Here is a 21,739-nt window from a genome sequence, read left to right as displayed (position 1 = left end):
TCCCTTCCTTGATTAGCGAAAGAAATCGCCACTGGAGTAGTAGTCGTCGTCATCGGATACCTGATCCGAGCGGGCTCGGGTGGGTCGAGGCTGCGGCGGCGGGGCGGGCGCGGGGTCGTCCGGAAGGAAGCGGGACGCGAAGGTGTCCTGGTCTCCTGGCCGGTCGCCACCGCGCATGTATTCGTCTGGTGCGGGCTCGGGGAACATCTCGCGCATCTGCGCGACGATCGAGGACATGGTTTCCGGCGTCGCCTGGGCCGACGGCACGCCTTCGCGCATCGCGTCGGCCAATTTGCTCTGCGCTGCCTGGACGGTGCGCAGGATGTCCTGTCCCAGCGACGGGTCCGAACGCGCGGACGAGCCGATCTCTAGCGCAGTGAGGTTCCCCATGTGGTTCACGGTCACCGTGATCTGGCCGTCGCGGCTGCGTTCGGTGACCGACACCGTCGCCATCTCGTCCCGCACGGCCAGTGCTTGCCGGTGCATCGCGTTGACCCGTTCCTCGATACCGTCCAGCACCTCGTACGGATCGACCATACGTCCTCCTTTGAATCAGCGGTTCGCGGGGAGACTGTCGCATAGGCTGTCCGTCGGTTAGGGCGGTTCGGGGTGGAAGTGGTGGGGGACATGCGGAGACTGAAGTTGGCGAGCCATGTGGGCGTGTTCGCCTCGGGTGTGGTGATTCTCGGGTTGTGGGCGTTCAGACCGTCGGACTCCTATGACAGCGGCATCCAGGTGGCTTTCGCAGGGTTCGTCATGGTCGTCGTGGGTCTCCTCGGGCTCATGATGCGGCTCGCGGCGCGTGACGAGGATATTTTCGTTGGACCGCTTCGGCTGTTCGCCACGATTTGCGGGGCGGTGACGGGCGGTTACGCGCTTTCCCATACCGACGAGGCGTGGGAGAGCACGTCGACCGATCCGGTGCCGATGGCGCCGACTGACCAGATCGTCACCTATATCGAGGCGATCGCCATGCTGGTCTTCGCCGCCTGGGGCGTCTACAACATGATCCTCGCCGTCCCCGCGCGTCGGGCGACTGCGGCCCGGGACAAGGCATGGCCGGTGACCGCCGAGGTCGCCGACCGGGTGCGCCGGAGTCGGGGCACAGTGGTCTTCCTGCGATGGGTCATGCCCTTGCCACCGATCGTCGCCGCGCTGGTCGCCGGGTTCGCCGAGGATGACGGTTTCGAGATCAGGCTGTTGTTCACGCCGAGTCTGCTGCTCGTGGGATGCGCGATCTATTTCGCCCGAACCCGCTTTGACCCAGCGGCATGGACCGCGGGCGCGGCGTTGGCAGGCGCTGTCGGGGGTTTTCACATCGGCGTGTATCTGACCGTGCTGATGATGTGGGACGTGAGGTCCGCCGCTCTTGTCTTCATCGGCTGTTCGGCAGCAGGCGGGTTCTGTTGTCGCTGGATTGCGGCGCGCGGCCGGGATCAGGTCCTCAAGCCCTACACCCGCGATCTCGTGGACTCGCCGATCGAGGTGCCGTTCGCCTCAACGCACGACCGGCGGCTCACGCTCAATGTCGGAACGAAGGCGCTCTCCCTGAGCCGGGACCGATTCATCCGTGGCGACCGGTTCTCCGTGGTGTTCTCGTTCGCGGATATCACCTCGGCTGAGGTGACGACCGTCGCGGCCACGCACACTCTGCACGTCCACGGGGTCTTCAACCAGACCATGACTGTCCATAGTGGACCGGCTGTGCGAATAGGTCTTCCCGAGGACGGTGAGTGGATCTTCCCCACCGACCAGGGGCCGGACGTGGTGCACATCATCGAGGCCAGGAAGCAGGCTTTCGCTGCCACGTAAGGTGCCAGCATGGACGAACTGCTCTGGGCCGGGGCGGACGCCCAAGCGCGTGCCCTGCGTGCGGGTGAGGTCACCGCGCCTGATCTGACCGAGGCCGTGCTGGACCGTGCGCAACGACTCAATCCGACGCTCAACGCGTTTCGGGTGCTCTACGCCGAGCCCGCGCGGGCGGCGGCGCGGGAGGCGCAGCGCCGGATCGCGGCGGGGGAGCGCACGCCGCTGCTCGGGGTGCCGGTCGCGGTCAAGGACGATCTGGACGTGAGTGGTGACGTGACCACGCTCGGCGGCAGGCCGCAGTTCCCGCCCGCCGAGAACGACAGCGCCGCCATCGCCCGGTTGCGGGTCGCGGGTGCGGTGCTCGTCGGCCGCACGTTGACGCCCGAGCGGTGTCTGTGGCCGTTCACCGAGTCCCTGACTTACGGTGCGACCCGGAATCCGTGGAACCTCGACCGCACCCCGGCGGGCTCGTCCGGCGGGTCGGCCGCGGCGATCGCGGCGGGGATGGTCGGGGCGGCCACCGGGTCCGACGGCGGCGGTTCGATCCGGATGCCCGCCAGCGCCACGGGGGTGTTCGGGCTCAAGACGACTCGGGCGCTGGTGTCCCTGGCCCCGGCGGCCGAGAGTTGGCACGGGTTGGGCGGCGTCGGCCCACTGGGCAGGCGGGTCGCGGACGCCGCGGCCATGCTCGACGTCCTGGCCGAGGACGGTGGCGGCTACCGCGAGACCGTTGACCTGGACCCGGGGCCGCTGCGGATCGCGCTGGCGTGGGGCACACCGTTGGGAAAGCCGCCGATGAACGCCGTCTGGCGGCGCGCCGTGCTCGACACCGCCGACCGGCTGCGCGCCCTCGGGCACACCGTCACCGTGGTCGACCCGCCCCTGGGCGCCCGGCCCTCAGCGCAGTTCGTCGTCCGCTACCTGCGCGGCGTCGCCGACGACGTCGCGGCCCTGCCGCACCCGGAGTGGCTGGAGCCGCGCACCCGCCGAATCGCCGCCCTCGGCCGCCGCGTGCCCGACAGTGTGCTGCGCTGGGCACGAGCGGCCGAGGCAGGCCTGCAGGACCGCATGGCGGGCTTCTTCGCCGACCACGACGTGATCTTGCAGCCATCCTGGACCCACACCCCCACCGCGGTCGGCCGCTTCCACAACGCGGGCGCCGTCCGCACCCTCGCCGAGGTCTCCGCCCGCATCCCGTACTTCCCGACCTGGAACGTGCTGGGCCTCCCCGTCGCCGCCGTGCCGGTGGACCGCGACGCCAAGGGAATGCCGATCGGCGTCCAACTCGTCGGCCCAGCGCACTCAGAACGGCGGTTGCTTTCGTTGTCGGCCCAATACGAACGCGCGCACCCGTGGGCCGACCACCGTCCCACCGTGTGACCGGGGAACGCCCGTTGATCGAGGACCGACTACGCCGCCGCTTCGGCGATTCCGTGCTGCCCTGGGTGGCGGCGCTGCCGGACCTGCTGAACGACCTGGCCGCGGCCTGGGACCTGGAACTAGGCGAGGTGTTCCCCGAAGGGGCGTCAGCGGTGACGATGCGCGTCCACCGCGCCGGGACGCCCGCGGTGCTGAAGGTGTCCCCGGACCCGGCCTTCGCCGCGGAACAGGCCGAGGTGCTGCGCGCGTTCGCCCCCAGCGGCCGGGTCCCCGAAATCCTCGCCGCCGACACCGCCGTGGGCGCTCTGCTGCTGGAACTGATCCCCGGCGCAGTCGGCTGGCCCACCCCCACCCGATTCGGCGCCCTGCTCCACGACCTGCACACAGCCGTCCCAGCCCCCGAACACCTCACCCACCGCGACCTGCGTTCCGCGACCGCCGAGTTCCTGCCCCGCTTCCCGCCGACCGGCCCAGTCACCGCCCAGGACATGGACCGGGCGACCCACATCCTGGCCGACCTGCTTGACACCCAGGGCCCACCAGTCCTCCTACACGGCGATCTGCACCAAGAGAACCTGCTGGACGCGGGCGACCCCCGCGGCCTGGTCGTCCTCGACCCCAAAGCCTGCCTAGGCGACCCCGAATTCGACGCCGTCGACTACGTCCTGTCGGCCCCCGACATCCCGGCCCGCCGCGACGCCCTCTTGGCGACCACCACCCTCGACCCCGACCGCCTGGACCGCTGGTGCCGCGCCATGGCCCCCTTGGTAGCCGTCAGCTTCTTCCGCCGCGGCCTCCCACTCGCCCCCGTCCTCACCTACGCCCGCGCTTAGCCACCACGACCCGGCCTTCGTATCCATGATCGCGAGTTATCCACAGGCCCCGCGCACTCTCTTCCCTGCGCTGACCTGCGGCGATAGGATGGATCAGGGATGGTCCCCCAGGGAGGGTGGGCTTTGCGGTGGGGCTGCGGGGCGGCGAAATCGGCCGAAGTGGATCGTTGAGGGCACGGTGGGGGCAGTCGAGCGCCCGGGTGGGGCTGGGGCCTGCCAGCCGAGCCTTCCCGCCTCGTCAAGCCAGTTTCTTCTTGCCGCGCCTGCCCGCCAACCCCTTGCGCGCAAGGCAAACTGCCGCCCCTCGTCAATCGGCACCCGAATCTGCCAGGTGCCAGACGGGTGGGAGCGGGAGCGCCCGCCTGGCAACCAAGCCCGACCCTGGCAGGTGCTCGATGGGCCAAAGGAGCACACCCACCCACCTGACAGGCCTACCGACCTGCCAGGTTCTCGGCAGGGCAGCGGAGGGCACCCGCCCCCCACAAGGACGCACCCGGCTCCACCCCATCGAGCAAACCCACGGGACCCAGCCCCCACAGCACCCAAGCATCGAGCAAACCCGACCCCGGACCACCCCGTCGAGCCAGGCAACCGCGACAACCGTCGGAAGTGGAAGCTAGGTTGGGAGGCATGGCGGGCAAGTCCCCAGCGGTGGAACTCGAAGTCGGAGACCACACCGTGCGGATCTCCAACCCGGACCGGGTCTACTTCCCGGCTCGCGGGGAAACCAAGCTCGACCTCGCCTGGTACTACCTCAGCGTCGGTGACGGCATAGTCCGCGCCCTGCGAGACCGCCCGTGTATGCTGCACCGCTTTCCTGACGGTGTCAGCGGTGAGAAAGTGCACCAGAAGCGCGTTCCGCATGGCGCGCCGCCGTGGTTGGAGACAGTGCGGGTGCGCTTCCCGCGCTACAACCGACATGCCGACGAACTCGCGGTCACCAAGCTCGCCGATGTCATCTGGGCGGTGCAGATGTCCACTGTGGAGTTTCACCCGTGGAACTCGCGCCGCGCGGACACCGAGCGGCCCGATGAGTGGCGCATCGATCTCGATCCCATGCCCGAGTGCGGTTACGGCACTGTGCGGCGGGTCGCGCGGGTGGCGCATGAGGTGCTTGACGAGTTGGGCGCGACCGGGTGGCCGAAGACCTCGGGCGGCAAGGGGTTGCACATCTATGTCCGGATCAAGCCGGAGTGGGGGTTCGCCGACGTGCGTCGTGCCGCGCTGGCCTTTGCCCGGGAGGTCGAGCGTCGGGCGCCGGATGAGGTGACCACGACGTGGTGGCGCAAGGACCGTGATCCGCGCGCGCTGTTCGTGGACTACAACCAGAATGCCCGCGACCACACCATCGCCAGCGCCTACTCGGTGCGCGGTGTGCCGGAGGGAACCGTGTCCACGCCGGTCACCTGGGCTGAGATAGACGACCTCGACCCGCGCGATCTCACCATCGCCACGGTGCCTGCCCGTGTCGCCGAGGTTGGCGATCTGCACGCGGGCATCGATGACGCCGTCTTCTCCTTGGAGCCGCTGCTGGAGTGGGCCGACCGGGACGGCGCCGAGCCGCCTGATCCGTAGCGTTCGGGCGCTGCCCGCGATGCACTGGGCACGATGACAGTCAACGCGTGGGCGTGGGTGGTGGGCGTGCCGCTGCTCGTGCTGCTCTGGGAGGGGATCAAGCGCGCTGGTCCCTGGCTGCTCCGGGGCGTCGGCCACGCGCTCGCGGGCACCCGGCTGACCCGCGGCCGCGCCCTGCGCGCGTACCGGGCGGGGATCGCGGCCAGGCACGCGCGCCTGCCGGTGCTCTTCGCCCCGGACAGCGGGCTCGACGCGGCGGCGGTCTCTGTGCCGTCGCAGGCCACCGAGAACGGCGAGACCGAGCCGCGCGACGCCGCGGACCTGGTCAGGTCCGTGCACCGCGCGGTCGTGCTGGGGCGACCGGGTTCGGGCAAGACGACGCTGTTGCGGCAGTCGATGCTCGCTTGGGCCAAGAACCCGGCCGGGCGGAGTGCGGCGCCGACCCCGGTTCTGCTCGACCTGGGCCGCTGCGCGGGGTCGGCTCTCAGCCTGGAGCAGCACATCGCCGACCAGTTGGCGCGGGACGGCTTCCGCAGGCCCGACCGGTTCGCGCGGCGCGCGCTGGCCGACGGCGCGCTCGCCCTGCTGTTCGACGGCCTCGACGCGGTGCCGTCCGACGAGCGGTGGCGGGTCGTCGGGGAGTTGCGGGCATTCGCGGCCCGGCACGCCTCCTGCCAGATCGTGGTGACCAGCCGCACGGCGACTTACCACGGGCAGTTGCTCCCGGAGTTCGCCACGACGATCCACATCGCCGACCTCGGCGACCGGCGCATCCGCCGGTTCTTGAGCCAGTGGCCGGGAGCGCGGGGAGTGGACGGGCTGCTGGCGGCGCTGCGGGCCGCGCCCCGGATCATGGCGCTGGCGCGGAACCCGCTGCTGCTCACGATGATCGCCTACCTCTACGGCGGCGCTAACGATCCCAGGACAGTGCTGCCGCGTTCGCGCGCGGACTTCTACCGTGAGGCCACGGATCTCCTGCTCGGCAGGCTTACCGACCACCGCACAGTGTTCCGGGGCGCGGTCAAGAAGGCTGTCATGTCTCGGCTCGCGGTCTTGGCGCAGGGCAAGTCGGCCGACCGCGGCCTGCCGCGTGCGGACGTGCTCGCCGAGATCGCCGCCGTCGCCGCCGAGGTCGACCTCGACCCGGCCGCCGCGGGCGCGGTGCTGGACGAGATCGTCGACCACAGCGGCCTGCTGCTGCGGGGTGACGGCGGTGACCGCTACGTCTTCGCCGACCTGAGTCTGCGGGAGTACCTGGCCGCTATCGCCTTCGAGCACGACAGCGCGGGCCTGCTGGACCGCTACCGCGCCGACCCCGACGGCTGGCGCGAGGTCGTGAAGCTCTGGTGCGCCGCGGTGTCCACCGACAGCGGTTCGCTGATCGAGGCGGTGTTCGACTCGGACCCGGTGCTCGCCTTCGAGTGCCTCGCCGACGCCAGGGTCGTGGCCGACGAGGTGGCCGACGCCGTCACCGGACTGGTCCTGGACCACTTCAAGCGCCGCCTGCTGGCCGACGACGCGGACGTCGCGGCCATCGTCTTCGCGTTCGGCATCGTCGCGGCCGACCCCCGACCCCGGGGCAAGGCGGTCTTCGAGTTCCTGGCCGCCGAGGCGCGGTCCGGGCACCCCCGGGTCTTGGCCGCGCTCGCCGCGACCAACTCGCCGCGCGCGGCGGAGATCCTGGCCGGATCCCTGTCCGCCCCGGCGGCGCGCTCGGCGCTGGCCGCCATGGGCGACGCGGCCGTGCCCGCGCTCGCCGCGCCGCGCGCCCGGGTCGACCCGGCCGCGGTCGACCTGCTCGGCGCGATCGGCACCCCGGCCGCCGCGGTGGTCCTCGCCGAGCGGATCTGGGACCACGACCTGGGCGCGACCCGGGCCGCCTGGCACTTGGCCGGGCTGCTGGGCGACGCCGAGATCGAGGCCGCCCTCGGCGAACTCGTCGTCCCGGAAGCGCTGGCGTCGCACCAGTGGGTGTGGGCGCCGTTCCGCGGCCGGTCGTCGGTCGCGGTGGCCCGGATCGCCGCTCAGGTGGCGATGCTGGTGGAGCGCGCCCACCCGGCGTCGATTCCGGCGGCGATCGACCGTGTCGATGCCCGGCTGGCGGTTCCCCTGCTCGCCCTGGGATTCGGCGCGGGATTCCAGAGCCTGGTCCGCGGTCTGCCTTCCGTGGTGACGAGAGGGCTCTCTTGGCGGAACGGGGACGAACAGGGGCGGCTCCCGGGGTGGGAGCGCGTCGCGGAGCCGTGGGAGACCGACGCGGCGATCGGCGAGTCCTTCGTTCGTCGTGGCTGGGAGACGCAACGGCGGCTCTACTTGGCGACCGACCGCGGTCTGCGCCTGGCTCTGGCGGCCCGGCTGTGGTCGGCGGAGCCGGTGCGGGCGCGAGACTGGGCCGAGGTCCACCGCGCCGCGGTGGGGGACTTCTCCTCGACCAGTGCCCTGGCCTGGTCGAACACCGTGGCCACGGTCGCCGCCCTCGTCGCGGCGATCGCGGGCGGCGCGGTCCTGGCCGGGTCGGGCGGCTGGCACCCGTGGTTCGCCTGGCCGTACCTGCTCGGTTCCGTGGGCTACCTGGCGTTTGTGGCCGCGGCGCCGCGCTGGAACAAGCGCAACCACGTCAACGAGTTGGCGCAGCACCTGTTGTCGTCGCTGGTCTTGCGCCTAGTGCTGGTGACCATGCGCAACGGCGGCGTCCGGGGGTGGGCGGACGTGGCGCTTGTCTGCATTGTCTTGTCCGGATACGCGAACACCACCGTTGTCTTGCTGGCGTCAGGCGTGTCTTATCTCGGTTGGCCGGTCGCTCTTGGCGTCGTCGCCGCGCTTAACGCGGTCGCGGTAGTGGTGTTCGTGCGCGGCGAGCGGCATCGGCGCTCGGCGCTCAACCCACTGCGGGATCTGCTGGAACGCGGGCTGCCGGAACCCGGCTATCCGCCTGCTCGGTAAACCGCAGCGCACCGACGTCGAGGTAAGCGGCGAAAGTGCCCAGCCAGTGCTCGGCCGCGTAGCCGAAGCCGAACACGTACCGCCACCCCGCCGCGCGGTGGGCGGCTTCCGCGGCTCGGGCGGTCGGCACGTAGCGGTGGTCCTCGGGCAGCGCGTCCGCGATGCCGCGCCACGCCCACGTCCGCGACAGCGCCAGGCCCGCCAGGTGCGAGCCGTGCGGGTCGGCCGGGTCGTCCACCGGGACCGGGTCGCGCAGCACGGCCCAGCGCGGCGCGGTCAGGTCGGGGATGAAGGCGTCGAACCAGTCGGCGAACTCGGCCGTGGGCAGGACCCGGCGCAGCAGGTCGGCCTCGGCCAGGGCGGGGGAGAGGAAGTCGGCCGCGCTGGGCTCGAAGCCGCCGTAGCCGCGGTCGGATAAGTAGAAGCGCAGCGCAGCGGCCTCGCACGCCGAGGCCAGGTCGGCGTCGCCCACCGCGCGGGCGGCGTCGACGCCCAGCGACAGCGCGAACGCCGAGTTCGTGTGCGTGCCCACCCGCATCGGCCAGCGGGCCATGCCGAGCCAGGTCAGCCACCGGCCGCGCACGACCTTGACCAGCGGCCGCAGGGCGCGCGCCCACCGCAGGCCCTGCGGCCACGCGCGCAACTCGGCGTCGAGCAGCAGCAGCCACGCCCAGCCGTACGGGCGCTCCCAGAACGCGCCCTCCGGCCCGCAGAAGAACTCCGCCTCGACCTCGGCGGCCTCCGGCGTGATCAGCTCGTCCAGGCCCGCCCGCGCCGCCGCGGCGCCGTCGAGGTCCGGGAACAGGCGCAGCAGCCGCACGGCGAGCCACGTCTGGTGCACGCAGGAGTGCCAGTCGAACGAGCCCGCGAAGACCGGATGGCGCACCCGCTGCGGCACCAGATCGTCCGGTGAGTCGATCGAATGCATCCAGTGGACGGGGTAATCCCGGCGGATGTTGTCCACCGCGGTCGCCAACAGCCGTTCGGCCGTGTCGGGGGTCACACGGCGCATCCTGCCGTCTGCAAGTGCCTACGCCCAAACGCGTACCACCTGTCAGGCACTTGGTCCACGACGTGGGACAGGTGTCCCGGCTGCCGGTGGACTGGCCGCACCTCTTACGCTATGGGGGTGAACTGGACTGTGGATGTGCCGGTGGACACGCTGCCCGAGCTTCCACCGTTGCCTCCTGCGCTGCGCGCCCGACTCGACGACGCCCTGTCCCGCCCCGCTGCCCAGCAGCCGGAGTGGCCGGACGGCGAGCAGGTGCGCAAGGTGCGCACCCTGCTCGAAAGCGTGCCGCCGATCACCGTGCCCGCCGAGATCGACCGCCTGGGGCAGCGGCTGGCCGAGGTCGCCCGCGGCGAGGCGTTCCTGCTGCAGGGCGGCGACTGCGCCGAGACCTTTGTCGACAACACCGAGCCGCATATCCGCGGCAACATCCGCACCCTGCTGCAGATGGCCGTCGTGCTGACCTACGGGGCGAGCCTGCCGGTCGTCAAGGTCGGCCGCATCGCGGGCCAGTACGCCAAGCCCCGGTCGAACAAGACCGACGCGCTCGGCCTGCCCGTCTACCGCGGCGACATCGTCAACTCGCTGGTCGCCACCCCGGAGGCCCGCGTCCCCGACCCGAGCCGGATGCTGCGCGCCTACGCCAACGCGGGCGCGGCGATGAACCTGCTGCGCGCCCTCACCGGGGCGGGCATGGCAGACCTGACCAAGGTCCACGACTGGAACCGCGACTTCGTGCGCACCTCGCCCGCAGGCGAGCGGTACGAGGCGCTGGCCACCGAGATCGACCGCGGCCTGCGGTTCATGCAGGCCTGCGGCGTCGAGGACAGCTCCCTGCACACCGTCGAGGTCTTCGCCAGCCACGAGGCCCTGCTGCTCGACTACGAGCGGGCCCTGCTGCGGATGGACTCGTCCGGCCCGGAGCCCAAGCTCTACGACCTGTCCGCGCACTTCCTGTGGATCGGTGAGCGCACCCGCCAGCTCGACGGCGCGCACATCGCCTTCGCCGAGCTGCTGTCGAACCCGATCGGCCTCAAGATCGGCCCGACGACCACGCCCGAGATGGCCGTGGAGTACGTCCACCGGCTCGACCCGCGCAACGAGGCGGGCAGGCTCACGCTGATCAGCCGGATGGGCAACAGCAAGGTCCGCGAGGTGCTGCCCGCGATCGTGGAGAAGGTGACCGCCTCCGGGCACCAGGTCATCTGGCAGTGCGACCCGATGCACGGCAACACCCACGAGTCCTCGACCGGCTACAAGACCCGCCACTTCGACCGCATCGTGGACGAGGTGCAGGGCTTCTTCGAGGTCCACCGCAGGCTCGGCACCCACCCCGGCGGCATCCACGTCGAGCTGACCGGCGAGGACGTCACCGAGTGCCTCGGCGGCGCCCAGGAGATCTCCGACGCCGACCTGGCAGGCCGCTACGAGACCGCGTGCGACCCGCGGCTGAACACCCAGCAGTCGCTGGAGCTCGCTTTCCTGGTCGCCGAGATGCTGCGCTCGTAAATCCCCTCTTACGCGGATAAGACAGAACCGGCGAGTCCCCTCGGGGGCTCGCCGGTTCTGTCTTATCCGTCTGATCCGCGTCAGAAGGAGAACAGGCCAGAAGGAGAACAGGTCAGAAGGAGAACAGGTCAGAAGGAGAACAGGGAGGTGAACACCGAGACCTTGGTGCCCTTGGCGACCCGGGTGTTCGCGGCCGGGCTCTGGGTGAAGATCTTGCCGTTGGGGTTGGCGAACGGCTGCAACTCGATGGTCAGGCCCAACGGCTGCAGCAGCGCCTGCGCCTCGGCGGCGGTCTTGTCGTTGAGGTCGGGCACGGTGACGGCCGTGGACACCACGACGGCCACCCGCTTGCTCGCCTTGGCGTCGATCTTGGTGGTCGCGGGCGGGTCGGTGCGGATCACCCGGCCGCCGTCGAGGTCCGCGGCGAACTCGGGAGCGCCGTCGTAGGGCTCGAACCCGGCGTCGCGCAGCGCCTGGAACGCCTCGTCGCGGGCGCGGCCGCGCACGTCGGGCACCGTCCTGGGCCCGGGGCCCTTGCTCAGCACCACGACGACCCGCTGGCCGATGTCGAGCTTCGTGCCCGCGACCGGGTCGAGCCGGACGACCTTGCCCTCGGGGATCTTCTCGTCGAAGACGTCGTTGCCGTCGTCGATGTGCGGCTGAAGCTGCGCGGCGATGATCGCGCGTTCCGCCTCGTCCCGGGTGGCGCCTGCCTGCACGTCCGGCACGACCGGCTTGCCCGCCGAGACGAGCACCTTGACCTGGTCGCCGCGCAGCGCCTTCGCGCCCGTGCCCGGGTCGGTGCTGATCACGATCCCGGCGTCGACCGAGTTGTCCCGCATGGTGGTGACCTGCGGGGCCAGGTCGGCCGCGCGCAGCATCTCCTCGGCGGTAGTGGCGTCCTTGCCCGCCACCGCAGGGATCTCGGTGTACCGGCCGCTGGAGAACCACCAGACGCCCGCGCCGAGCAGTCCGAGCACCAGCAGGCCGACGATCCCCAGCACCAGCAGCCGCCGACCGCGCGGGCGCGGCTCCGGCGGCACGGGCTGCGGGCCGGTCTGCGGCTGCGTGGGGGGCCGCTGGTCGGGGGGCAGCGGGAAGTACCCCGAGGGCACCGGGCGCGAGTGCGGGCCGGTCTGCGGCTGCCTGGCGGCTGCCTCGGCCGCGTTGTCCAGGTCGGTGCGCAGCATCGCGCGGGTGCCCTGTGGTCCCGCCGCGCTGAACCCGGTGGGCACGGGCCGCACCACGGTCGCGGGCTGCGGCCCGGAGACCGCCGGGGGCAGGTCGGACATCCGCACCCGGATCGTGGCCTCGGGGTCCTCGGGCGGCGCGACCGGGCTCATGCCCGTCTCCGTCGGCTCGTCGCCGGGGCGGACGACGTCGGTCGGCTCTTCCGCGGCGGCGGCCCGGGGCGCGGCGGCCTGCCTGGACGCGGCGGCGGCGGGCGGGGCGGCGGCGGCGGGCGGGGTGGCGGGCGCGGGCGCACTGGCCGCGGGCACCGCCGCGGCGGGCGCGGGCGGGCTCGGTGGGGTGGCGGGTGCGGGAGCCGGTGCGGGGGCGGACGGCCTTGGCGCGGGCTCGTCCGGCGGCGGGGGCGTCGGCACCGGGACGCGCATCCTTGGCAGCGACAGCGCCGCCCGGACCTGCTGCAACTCGGCCAGGAACGCCGCGCCGTCCGCAGGCCGGACCGCCGGGTCGCGTCGGGTCGCGCGGACGACCAGCTCGTCGAGCAGCGGCGGGATGCCCGCCACCTTCGAGCCCGGCGCGGGCACGTCGTTGTTGACGTGCCGGTACGCGACCGAGAGCGCGCTGTCGCCGTAGTACGGCGGGGCTCCGGTCAGCGCCTCGTAGAGCACGATGCCCGCGGAGTAGACATCGCCCTGCGAGGTGGCCGCGCCGGTGGTGACCTGCTCGGGCGAGAGGTAGGACACGGTGCCCAGGATGACGCTGCTCTTCGTGGTGCCCGGGCTCTCCACCGCCCGGACCAGCCCGAAGTCGGCGACCTTGACGATGCCGCCCGCGCCGATCAGCACGTTCTCCGGCTTGATGTCGCGGTGGATGAGGCCCGCCCGGTGCGCCGCGGCCAGCGCGGACAGCACCGGCTCCATGATCGCCACCGCCAGCGGCGCGGGCAGGGTGCCGCGCTCGGCCAGCAGGTCACGCAGCGTGCCGCCGCTGACCAGTTCCATCACCAGGTAGACGTGCGCGCCGTCGAGGCCCTGGTCGTGCACGGCCACCACGTTCGGGTGGTGGATCTTCGCGGCGGACCGCGCCTCCCGCTCGAAGCGCTCCACGAACGTCTTGTCGTCGGCGAACCGGGAGTCCATCACCTTGATCGCGACCGGCCGGTCGAGCCGGGTGTCGAGCCCGCGGTACACCGCCGACATGCCGCCGCGCGCGAGCGGCGCGTCCACGCGGTACCGCTGCTCGAGCAGCGCGCCGATGAGACTCGGACCCTTGTCCTCCACAGTGCTGGATCGTACGGAGGGTCACGCCCGCGTGTGGGTGCCCCCGGGAATCTGGGGGCGGAGGGGCTTGTGCGTGTGGACGGAGGACTGCTTCCCGCGCGCGGGTGTGGCATCGTTGTGTCCTGTGAGTTCCATTCCCGCGGCCGCCGACGTGCTCGACCCCGAGGTGCCGGTGCTGTCGCTGCCCGACGTGGCCGACCGTCTCGACCAGCCCATCACGCGCGTGCACCAGGCGCTGCGCGACCACCATCTGCTGGCCATCAGGCGCAAGGGCGTGCTGATGGTGCCCGCCGACTTCCTCGACGAGAACGGCATCGTCAAGGGCCTCACCGGCACGATCACCGTGCTCAACGACTCCGGGTTCAGCCCGGACGAGATGATGCGCTGGCTGTTCACCGCCGACGACACCCTGCCCGGCACACCGGTCGACGCTCTGCGCGGCGACCGCGGCCGGGAGGTCAAGCGGCGCGCGCAGGCCCTCGCCTTCTGAGCAGGCCGAACCGGGCCGCCACGCACCGGGCAGCGCCCGGTAGCGCTACCGACAGCCGTCGCGCGCCGGAGACCACGGCGCGCCGGTTCAGCACGTCGTAGTCGGCGGCGGCGATCTCGTCCAAGATGCCGCTGTAGAGCCGGGTAGCCGTGTCGACGCACGGCCGCGCCACCGGGTCCAGCAGGGCTGTCCCCGGCTCGGCCAACCGGTAGACCGACCGCGCGTGCGCCACCAAGTGCGCGATAGCGCGTCGGACGGCTGGATCGCGCGTACCGGTTTCTCTTGCGCGCGCCAGCCGCTCCCGGTCGACGCCGAAGGCGGCCAGCTCGTCGGCGGGCAGGTAGACCCGGCCGCGGTCGAGGTCTTCGCCGACGTCGCGCAGGAAGTTCGTGAGCTGGTACGCCGTGCCCAGCGCGCTCGCGTACGGGGCGGCATCGGCGCGGGGCACGACGGTGCCGAGCACGGGCAGCAGCATCAGCCCGATGACGCTGGCGGAGCCGTGCGTGTAGCGGGCGAGGGCGGCGAAGTCCGGGTAATCGGTGACGGTCAGGTCCATCCGCATCGACGCCAGGAAGTCGGCGAACAGCGCCGGGTCCAGGTCGTGGCGGCGCACGGTGTCGGTGAGCGCGCGCAGCACTGGGTCGCTTACCGGCTCGCCGGTAAGCGCGCCTTTGAGCGCTAAGTCCAGTTCGGTCAGCGCTGTCGTCGGGTCCGGGCCGGGGGTGTCGACGATTTCGTCGGCCACCCGCGCGAACGCGTAGAGGGCGTGGATCGAGGGACGGCGGGGCGGCGGCAGCAGCCGGGTGGCGAGGAAATAGGTGCGCCCGTACCGGGCGTTGATTCGTCGGCACTCCGCGTAATCGGCGGCCAGGTTGGGGTCGGCCGGGCGGGGGTCAGCCCGTTGGGGGATGGTCGAGTGGGCGCGCATCGGTCGCGATCGTCGCACGCGCCCTTGGGGCCGCCCCGCTGGACGGGGCGGCGCTGTGTCAGCGCTTACAGCCCACCCACTGGCCCTCGGGGCAGTCGCCATCGGACGACCGGTAGCCCGCGACCAGTTCGTTGAGCAGGCCGTGCGCCGACACCGCGTCGCCGGTGGCGGTGACCAGGTCCACCCGGCACACCGACTGGGTGCTGCCCAGGCACGCCCGACGCTGCCCGTCGGCGTGCTCGGCCCAGAACTTGCTCGACGCCACGCCGTACTTCCACACCTTCGGCATCCCCGCGCCCGAGTAGCCGATCGAGTAGACGACGTGCGAGCCCTCGGTCTTGGGGTTCTTCGCGTCGGCGGGCTTGGCCCCGGCCCGCGCGGTGATCCGGGACAGGTCCGGCGCGTCGGCGAGGACCACGGTCGACCACTCGACGCTGTAGGGGTGGTTGCCGGGCACCGAGTTCGCCTGCTCGAAGAACCGCACCCATTCGGGGGAGTTGACCGTGCAGGTCGCGTTCCCGGGCTGGCCGGGCGGGATCGGCCCGGCCTGGGTCTCGCACGCGCCCAGCGGCGCGCCGTCGCCCTGCCAGGCCCCGCGCACCGACACCTTCACCGCGACCTTGCTGGTGTTGGTGAACCGCACGACGATCGAGCAACTCGCCGCCCCGCAGCCCTCGAAGGTGTGCGCGCCCTCCTCGACGGTGGTCAGCACGTCGACCGGCGCGGTCAGCTCACCGGCCTGCTTGGTGACGTCCTGGTAGAACCTCGCCACCTCCGGCGAGGCGTCGCTCACCGTCGCGATCAGGTTCTTCACCGTCGTCGGGTCTGTGCTGCCCGCGCGGCCTTGCTCGATCTTCACCACGCCGTGGGGAGCGTTCTCGGCCAGGTAAACCGCGCCGCTCTCGGTGGCTATCTTGATGGCTCGCGCACCGTTGACGTCCACGCGCTCGGCATCCGACAGTGCCTGCCTACCGCCCTCGCCCAGGCTCTCCCGCACGTCCTGGGACAGCGACTCGGGGGCGAACACCTCGGCGAAGTCGACGCCGATCAGGCCGCCGGGGACCTTGACCCACCGGTCGGCCACCGCGGTGCCCTTGTCCTGGGCGCCGCCGACCCCGGACAGCGCGGCCCAGAAGTCGGCGCCCGCCTTGAGGTAGATGGACCGGTCGATCGCGACTACGGTCGCGGGCTTGCCGCCGAGGGTGACCGAGCCGGTGGCCTCGCCGCTGGCCGCGGCCGTGACGTCGAAGGTGACCTCGTCGTCGGAGGCGGAGTCCATCGTGCCCTGGTAGCGGACCAGGCTCGCCTCGCCCAGGTCGAGCAGCGACTGGACGACCGCCTCGGTGGCCGTCAGCGGCGGGATCGCGGCCGCGACCGGGGTGCCGTCGACCGCGGTGCTGCACGCGGTGGCCAGCAGCGCCGCGCAGGCCACCAGGGCCCCCGCTCTGCCGCGTTTCACGTCCACCCGCCGTGCCCGCCGCTGTCGCCGCATTCGCCGCTCCCCGCCTCGCCGTCGCCGCCCACCCGGTGCCGGGCTGGGAGGGAAACCGCCCGCATGTCCCCGGTCGGGTGAATTATCACCGTAAGGGGTCACAGACCCCAGGGGTAACTCACAGTCCGCTGACGGATTCGCCGCGCCGTCGGACCTTTCCCTCACTCGGAAGACGGCCCACGATCCGCTGCGCGGCGAGCCTGCCCGAGATCACCACCGGCGGGATGCCGACCCCCGGCGTCGTCCCGCTGCCCGCCAGCACCACGTTGTCCACGCCCGGAACCAGGTTCCTCGGCCGGAACGGGCCGGTCTGGGCGAAGGTGTGCGCCACCGAGAACGGCGTGCCCTCGGCCAGCCCCGCCGCGGCCCAGTCGGCGGGTGTCACCAGCCGCTGCACCTCGATCGACGCGTCGAACCCGGTCAGCCCGCGCGCCTCGAGCACGCGCACTATCTCGTCGCGGTAGATCGGCCCGATGCGCGCCCAGTCGACCGGGCCGGTGCGCAGGTTCGGGACCGGCGCCAGCACCGAGACCTGCTGGCGCCCCGCGGGGGCCAGCGTCGGGTCGGTCGCGGTCGGGCGGGTGACCAGCAGCGACGGGTCGCGCATGAGCACGCCCTCGCGGGTGAGCTCGTCGAACGTGGCGTCCCAGGCGTCGCCGAAGTAGATCGTGTGGTGGCCCAGGTCCGGCCAGGTCTTGCCGGTGCCGGTGTGCAGCACGACAGCCGAGGGCGAGAAGCGCAGCGGGAGCAGCCTGCGCGGCGCCACACCGAGCAGCCGGTAAGCGGCGGGTAGATCCGCGGTCAGCACTACCGCGTCGCACTCGACGCGCTCACCGGCGGTCGTGCGCACTGCCCGCGCCCGGGACCCGACGCGCTCCAGCCACGCCGCGCTCGTGCCGTAGCGGAACCGCACCCCGGCGCGGCCCGCCGCCGCGGCCATCGCCTCGGCCACCGCGCCGACCCCGCCGCGCGGGAACGACACCCCGGCGACGGTGTCCATGTAGGCGATCACCGCGTAGGCGGCCAGCGCCCGGTTCGGCGCCACGCCCGCGTACAGCGACTGGAACGAGAACAGCCTGCGCAGCCGCTCGTCCGACAGCCGCCGGGCCACCGCGGGCCCGAGCCTGCCGAATCCGCCGAGCGCGGCCAGTTTCGCCAGGTCCGCGCCGAGCAGGTCGAACGGCGAGTCGAAGTTCGCCCCGATGAACTGGTCGCGCTGCACCCGGTACAGCGCGGTCAGCCACTTCCGCAGCTTCCGGTAGCCCGCCGCGTCCCCAGGACCGGCGACCCGGCGCACCTCGGCCTCCATCGCCTCGGCGTCGGTGTGCACCGCGATAGTGCTGCCGTCGGCGAAGCGCGCCCGGTAGGCGGGGTGCAGATCGACCAACTCGACCTCGGCGGCCAGCGACGCGCCCACCGCGGCCATCGCCTCGTCGATCAACTCCGGCATGGTCAGCACCGTCGCGCCCGTGTCGACCGAGTAGCCGCCCAGCTTCTCCCGCCGGGCCCGCCCACCCGGCCCGTCGGCGGACTCCAGCACCGTCACCGCACGCCCGGCCCCCGCCAGATGCAGCGCCGCGGACAGCCCGGACAACCCGGCTCCGACGATCACCACGTGATCCGTGCGGCCGGGAATGGTTCGCCGCTCGCCCATCGCTAGCAGGCCCTCCGCATCACCTCGAACGTCCCGTGCGGGCCGTTGATTGTCCCGGAATCGGCCGCGCGGCCGGTGTCGGCTATCCACATAGGCCGAGGTTGTCCACAGGTTTCCCGCGCCCCTATGCGGTCCTGACCAGCGCCGATAGACTGGAGCAGGGGTCGGCCCCCAGGGCGGGCGGGGTTTGTCGGGCGGGCGGTGGGGGCTGGTGAAAAGGCCGTGGCATCGCCGCTGTTCGGCCCTTGAGCCGCGTTGTCCCCTGGCCACGGCTCCCGGAAGCCGCCGTCAGCCAACCGGCTGGGCCAACCCCCGGCCCAGGGCGGGTGCGGGCGGCGCACTAGCTGGTCCTCTTGGTCGCGGTGACCGCCAAGCCGTCGAGCACCGCGCTCGCGGGATCGGCCAGGTCCACCGAGCGCAGGGCGCTCATCGCCGAGTCGGCCAGGTCCGCGATGCGGCTCTCCACCTCGGCGACCGCGCCCACCTCGACCAGCAGGCCGCGCACCCGCTCGACGGCGTCGACGTCGAGCGCGTCGTCGCCCAGCGCGGTGCGCATGACCTTCGCGTCCGCGTGCCTGCCCGCTGCGTCCGCGCGCCGCAGGCCGACCGACATGAGCAGGGTGCGCTTGCCTTCGCGCAGGTCGTCGCCTGCGGGTTTGCCGGTGACGTCGGTGTCGCCGAACATGCCCAGCAGGTCGTCGCGGAGCTGGAACGCCACCCCGATGTCCGCGCCGAAGCCGCGCAGCGCGGCGATCACGTGCTCGGGCGCGCCCGCCAGCGCCGCCCCCATGTGCAGCGGCCGCTCCACGGTGTACGCGGCGGTCTTCATCCTGGCCACGCTCAGCGCGGCCGCGGCGGACTCGTCGCCCTTGGCCTGGGTGAGCACGTCGAGGTACTGCCCGGCCAGCATCTCCGCGCGCATCGCCTGCCACGGCGACAGCGCGGCGGCCTGCCGCACCGGTTCCAGGCCCGCGCCTGCGAACATGTCGTCCGCCCAGGCCAGCGCCAGGTCGCCGAGCAGGATCGCGGCGGCGGCGCCGAAGCGCTCCGGCTCGCCGAGCCAGCGCAGCGCCCGGTGCCGCGCGGCGAACTCGACGTGCACCGTCGGCTTGCCGCGGCGCATCGCGGAGGCGTCCATCAGGTCGTCGTGCACCAGCGCGCACGCCTGGATCAGCTCCAGCGCGCTCACCGCCCGCAGCACGGCGTGCGCCTGCTCGCCGCTGCCAGCGCCGCCCGCGCCCCGCCATGCCCACCAGGCGAAGGTGGGGCGCAGCCGTTTGCCGCCGCCGAGGACGAACGAGGCCAGCGACTCCACCGCGGACCCGAACGACGGCGCGGCCTCGGCCATCCCCGCGTGCCGTTCGGCGAGGTAGTCGGCGAGGGCGCGCTCGACGTGAGCGGCCAGGGCGTCATCGATCGGGCCGATGGAGTCGCCGGAGTTGTCGATCACCGGGGTTAACCGCGCTGCGTGCACCCCGCTATCGTCCGCTGTTAGACCCTCGTGCGCCGCGTCGGGGGGCGGCAATGTGACCTGGGCCTGCGGTTGCCCAGCGGTTGGGAGAGCTATCCCGGCAAGCGGACGCTTCGCTACCCTTTGGGTCATGAAGACCGTGGTGGAGCGGATCCGTACCGGCAGGCCCGTGTTCTCGGTCGAGTTCATGCCGCCCAGAGACGAGGCGGACGAGCAGCTGCTCTGGAACGCGATCCGCGAGCTGGAGTGCCTCGACCCGGCTTTCGTCTCGATCACCTACGGCGCGGGCGGCTCCAGCCGCGACCGCACGATCCGCACCACCGGCCGCGTCGCCCGCGAGACGACGCTGGTGTCCATGGCGCACCTCACCGCCGTCGACCACTCCATCGCCGAGCTGCGCAACGTCATCGGCTGGTACGCGGCGCTGGGCGTGAAGAACATCCTGGCCCTGCGCGGCGACCCGCCCGGCGACCCCAACGGCGAGTGGGTGCCGCACCCGCAGGGCGTCAACTACGCCGACGAGCTGGTCCGCCTGGTGCGCGAGCTGGGCGACTTCTGCGTCGGGGTGGCCGCGTTCCCCTACGGCCACCCGCGTTCGCCCGACCTGGACTTCGACACCGACAACCTGATCCGCAAGCTCCGCGCGGGCGCGGACTTCGCCATCGCGCAGCTGTTCTTCGAGCCGGAGGACTTCCTGCGCCTGCGCGACCGGGTGGCCGCCCGGGGGCATGAGACGCACCTGCTGCCCGGTGTCATGCCGCTGACCACGCCGAAGATCCTGGCGAAGACGGTGGAGCTGTCCGGAGCCCAGGTGCCGCCGCGCATCGCCGCGCGGCTCGACCCGCTCGTCGACGACCCGGAGGCGTTCCGCGCCGAGGGCATCGACCTGGTCACCGAGATGAGCCAGCGCCTGCTGGCCGAGGGCGTCCCGGGCGTGCACTTCTACACGTTCAACCGGTCGAAGGCGACCAAAGAGGTCGTCGGCAGGCTCGGTCTGGTTCCCAGCCGCGCCTGATCCGTCCGGCGGGTGTGGCGCGCGCCGCACGGGCTTGTCTTTCGCCGAGTCCGCCCCTGAGTACCGGCGTTCATGCGGCTGCGCGCGGTGACGATGACGGCGGCGCTGCTGTGCGCCGTGCCCACGCCCACCGCTGGCGCGGAAAGCCCTTCCGACGAGCCCACCGGCCACACGGTCACCCTCATTACCGGTGACCGTGTGCTCGTGCCGGAGGGTGCTGAGCCCGCCGTTATGCCTTGGGTCGGGAGGACGTCGCCACCCCCCCACACCTCCATCGGCGCCCACGCCCCCGGCACCACCCCCATGCGCCTGTCCAGCGCCGCGTCCCCCGCGGGCCGTCGCGCGGACGTGTCCATCGGCCGTGCGACCCGCCAAGGCGAACTCACGGAGTACTTGACACGGAGAACGTTCTCTGGTCCCCGGTCCTGCTCCTGGCCGTCGCCCCCGGCGGTCCCCGCCTGAACGCCACCTTCGCCGCCGAGCCCCTGCGCCCGCGTCCCGGCCGCACTTACGGGCACGTGGTCAATGTCGGCATCTTCGGCCCCGCCCTCCCGCGCGGCGAGGCCCCCTGGGTAGCCCGCACCCGAGACCACCGCAACGTCAACATCGGCCTCTTCGGCGACGGCGGCGGAAACGCGGGCTTCTCTTCGGTGACGACAGCCACCACCGTCCTCCACCGCGACGGCGCGATGGTCGGCGAACGTCCCTTCGCAGGCAGCGGCCTGTTCAAGGTTCCCCCGGCCCCGCCGACTACCGCCTCACCACAGAAGCGACCCGAAACCCCCTGTTCGACGTCACCACCCACGTCAAGGCGGCCTGGGCCTTCCACGCCGACCCAGCCCAAGAACGCGTCCCGTTGTCGGTAGTCCGCTTCCACGCCCTCCTGGACGCCGAGAACGCGGTCTCCGTAGACCGCTACCTCTTAGGCGTGACCCTCGAACGCGAAGACGGCTTCCCTGGCGTAGCCCGGTCATTGACGGTCGAAGTCTCTTACGACGAGGGCACTACCTGGCAGCCGACAGAGCTGATCGGCGGCTCCATCGTCGCTCTTAACCCCCCGCCGGGCGCGGATTCCGTGTCACTGCCCGCCTCGGCGGAGGACCCGCGGGGCGGAACGGTCGAGCAGACGATCATCCGGGCGTACAAGCTCGGCAAGCGCTGAC

At 72.2% G+C, this 21,739-nt stretch carries 16 protein-coding genes; 9 read left to right on the top strand and 7 right to left on the bottom strand.

The features are described from left to right. Window positions 1–12 precede the first annotated feature (12 nt). Complete coding sequence (locus BLS56_RS06825) at window positions 13–537, bottom strand: YbaB/EbfC family nucleoid-associated protein (RefSeq protein WP_091449063.1); 525 nt, start codon at window positions 535–537, stop codon at window positions 13–15. A 90-nt stretch (window positions 538–627) separates the two neighbouring features. Here BLS56_RS06825 and BLS56_RS06820 point away from each other — a divergent pair, with 90 nt between their 5' ends. From BLS56_RS06820 to BLS56_RS06800, 5 genes are all read left to right on the top strand, one after another. Next, window positions 628–1,812 carry a hypothetical protein gene (locus BLS56_RS06820; protein ID WP_139190543.1) on the top strand — a complete coding sequence of 395 codons (1,185 nt, stop codon included), beginning with the start codon at window positions 628–630 and terminating at the stop codon, window positions 1,810–1,812. 9 nt (window positions 1,813–1,821) lie between these two features. Next, window positions 1,822–3,189 carry an amidase family protein gene (locus BLS56_RS06815; protein WP_091449061.1) on the top strand — a complete coding sequence of 456 codons (1,368 nt, stop codon included), beginning with the start codon at window positions 1,822–1,824 and terminating at the stop codon, window positions 3,187–3,189. Next, window positions 3,186–4,022, top strand: a complete 837-nt coding sequence (locus BLS56_RS06810; RefSeq protein WP_175482705.1) for a phosphotransferase — start codon at window positions 3,186–3,188, stop codon at window positions 4,020–4,022. The genes BLS56_RS06815 and BLS56_RS06810 overlap by 4 nt, the downstream gene beginning before the upstream one ends. Window positions 4,023–4,652: 630 nt before the next feature. Then, window positions 4,653–5,597, top strand: coding sequence for a non-homologous end-joining DNA ligase (gene ligD, locus BLS56_RS06805; protein ID WP_091449060.1), 945 nt, complete (start codon window positions 4,653–4,655; stop codon window positions 5,595–5,597). Window positions 5,598–5,630: 33 nt separating this feature from the next. After that, window positions 5,631–8,540 (top strand): NACHT domain-containing protein, encoded by a 2,910-nt coding sequence (locus tag BLS56_RS06800; protein WP_091449059.1) that lies wholly within the window; start codon window positions 5,631–5,633, stop codon window positions 8,538–8,540. On the opposite strand, the gene BLS56_RS06795 is transcribed toward BLS56_RS06800, so the two are convergent. After that, window positions 8,476–9,543 (bottom strand): DUF2891 domain-containing protein, encoded by a 1,068-nt coding sequence (locus BLS56_RS06795; protein WP_228771434.1) that lies wholly within the window; start codon window positions 9,541–9,543, stop codon window positions 8,476–8,478. The two genes, BLS56_RS06800 and BLS56_RS06795, sit on opposite strands and share 65 nt — an antisense overlap. A 126-nt stretch (window positions 9,544–9,669) precedes the next feature. On the opposite strand from BLS56_RS06795, the gene BLS56_RS06790 reads away from it, so the two are divergent. Next, on the top strand, window positions 9,670–11,058 hold the full coding sequence (locus BLS56_RS06790; RefSeq protein WP_091449289.1) for a class II 3-deoxy-7-phosphoheptulonate synthase: 1,389 nt from the start codon (window positions 9,670–9,672) through the stop codon (window positions 11,056–11,058). 128 nt (window positions 11,059–11,186) lie between these two features. Here BLS56_RS06790 and BLS56_RS31295 read toward each other — a convergent pair whose 3' ends face one another. After that, window positions 11,187–13,526 carry a Stk1 family PASTA domain-containing Ser/Thr kinase gene (locus tag BLS56_RS31295; RefSeq protein WP_175482703.1) on the bottom strand — a complete coding sequence of 780 codons (2,340 nt, stop codon included), beginning with the start codon at window positions 13,524–13,526 and terminating at the stop codon, window positions 11,187–11,189. A gap of 124 nt (window positions 13,527–13,650) precedes the next feature. On the opposite strand from BLS56_RS31295, the gene BLS56_RS31290 reads away from it, so the two are divergent. After that, window positions 13,651–14,016 carry an Rv2175c family DNA-binding protein gene (locus tag BLS56_RS31290; RefSeq protein WP_228771433.1) on the top strand — a complete coding sequence of 122 codons (366 nt, stop codon included), beginning with the start codon at window positions 13,651–13,653 and terminating at the stop codon, window positions 14,014–14,016. On the opposite strand, the gene BLS56_RS06760 is transcribed toward BLS56_RS31290, so the two are convergent. The 4 genes from BLS56_RS06760 to BLS56_RS06745 form a co-directional block, all read right to left on the bottom strand. Then, window positions 13,985–14,944 (bottom strand): phytoene/squalene synthase family protein, encoded by a 960-nt coding sequence (locus tag BLS56_RS06760; protein WP_091449057.1) that lies wholly within the window; start codon window positions 14,942–14,944, stop codon window positions 13,985–13,987. The two genes, BLS56_RS31290 and BLS56_RS06760, sit on opposite strands and share 32 nt — an antisense overlap. A gap of 58 nt (window positions 14,945–15,002) precedes the next feature. After that, window positions 15,003–16,436 (bottom strand): hypothetical protein, encoded by a 1,434-nt coding sequence (locus BLS56_RS06755; protein WP_139190541.1) that lies wholly within the window; start codon window positions 16,434–16,436, stop codon window positions 15,003–15,005. Between the two features lie 118 nt (window positions 16,437–16,554). Next, window positions 16,555–18,090 (bottom strand): phytoene desaturase family protein, encoded by a 1,536-nt coding sequence (gene crtI, locus BLS56_RS06750; RefSeq protein ID WP_091449055.1) that lies wholly within the window; start codon window positions 18,088–18,090, stop codon window positions 16,555–16,557. Between the two features lie 340 nt (window positions 18,091–18,430). Next, window positions 18,431–19,516: a polyprenyl synthetase family protein gene (locus BLS56_RS06745; protein WP_091449286.1), complete on the bottom strand. Its 1,086-nt coding sequence runs from the start codon at window positions 19,514–19,516 to the stop codon at window positions 18,431–18,433. A gap of 175 nt (window positions 19,517–19,691) precedes the next feature. On the opposite strand from BLS56_RS06745, the gene BLS56_RS06740 reads away from it, so the two are divergent. Together BLS56_RS06740 and BLS56_RS06730 are read left to right on the top strand one after the other, a co-directional pair. Continuing rightward, a complete protein-coding gene (locus BLS56_RS06740) occupies window positions 19,692–20,576 on the top strand; it encodes a methylenetetrahydrofolate reductase (RefSeq protein ID WP_091449054.1) in 885 nt (294 codons plus the stop codon). A gap of 856 nt (window positions 20,577–21,432) precedes the next feature. Further along, window positions 21,433–21,738 (top strand): hypothetical protein, encoded by a 306-nt coding sequence (locus BLS56_RS06730; RefSeq protein WP_091449052.1) that lies wholly within the window; start codon window positions 21,433–21,435, stop codon window positions 21,736–21,738. Window position 21,739: the final 1 nt, after the last annotated feature.

It is taken from the genome of Actinokineospora iranica, assembly GCF_900101685.1.
GTDB lineage: Bacteria > Actinomycetota > Actinomycetes > Mycobacteriales > Pseudonocardiaceae > Actinokineospora > Actinokineospora iranica.
This window is presented reverse-complemented; position numbering and strand designations above follow the sequence as displayed.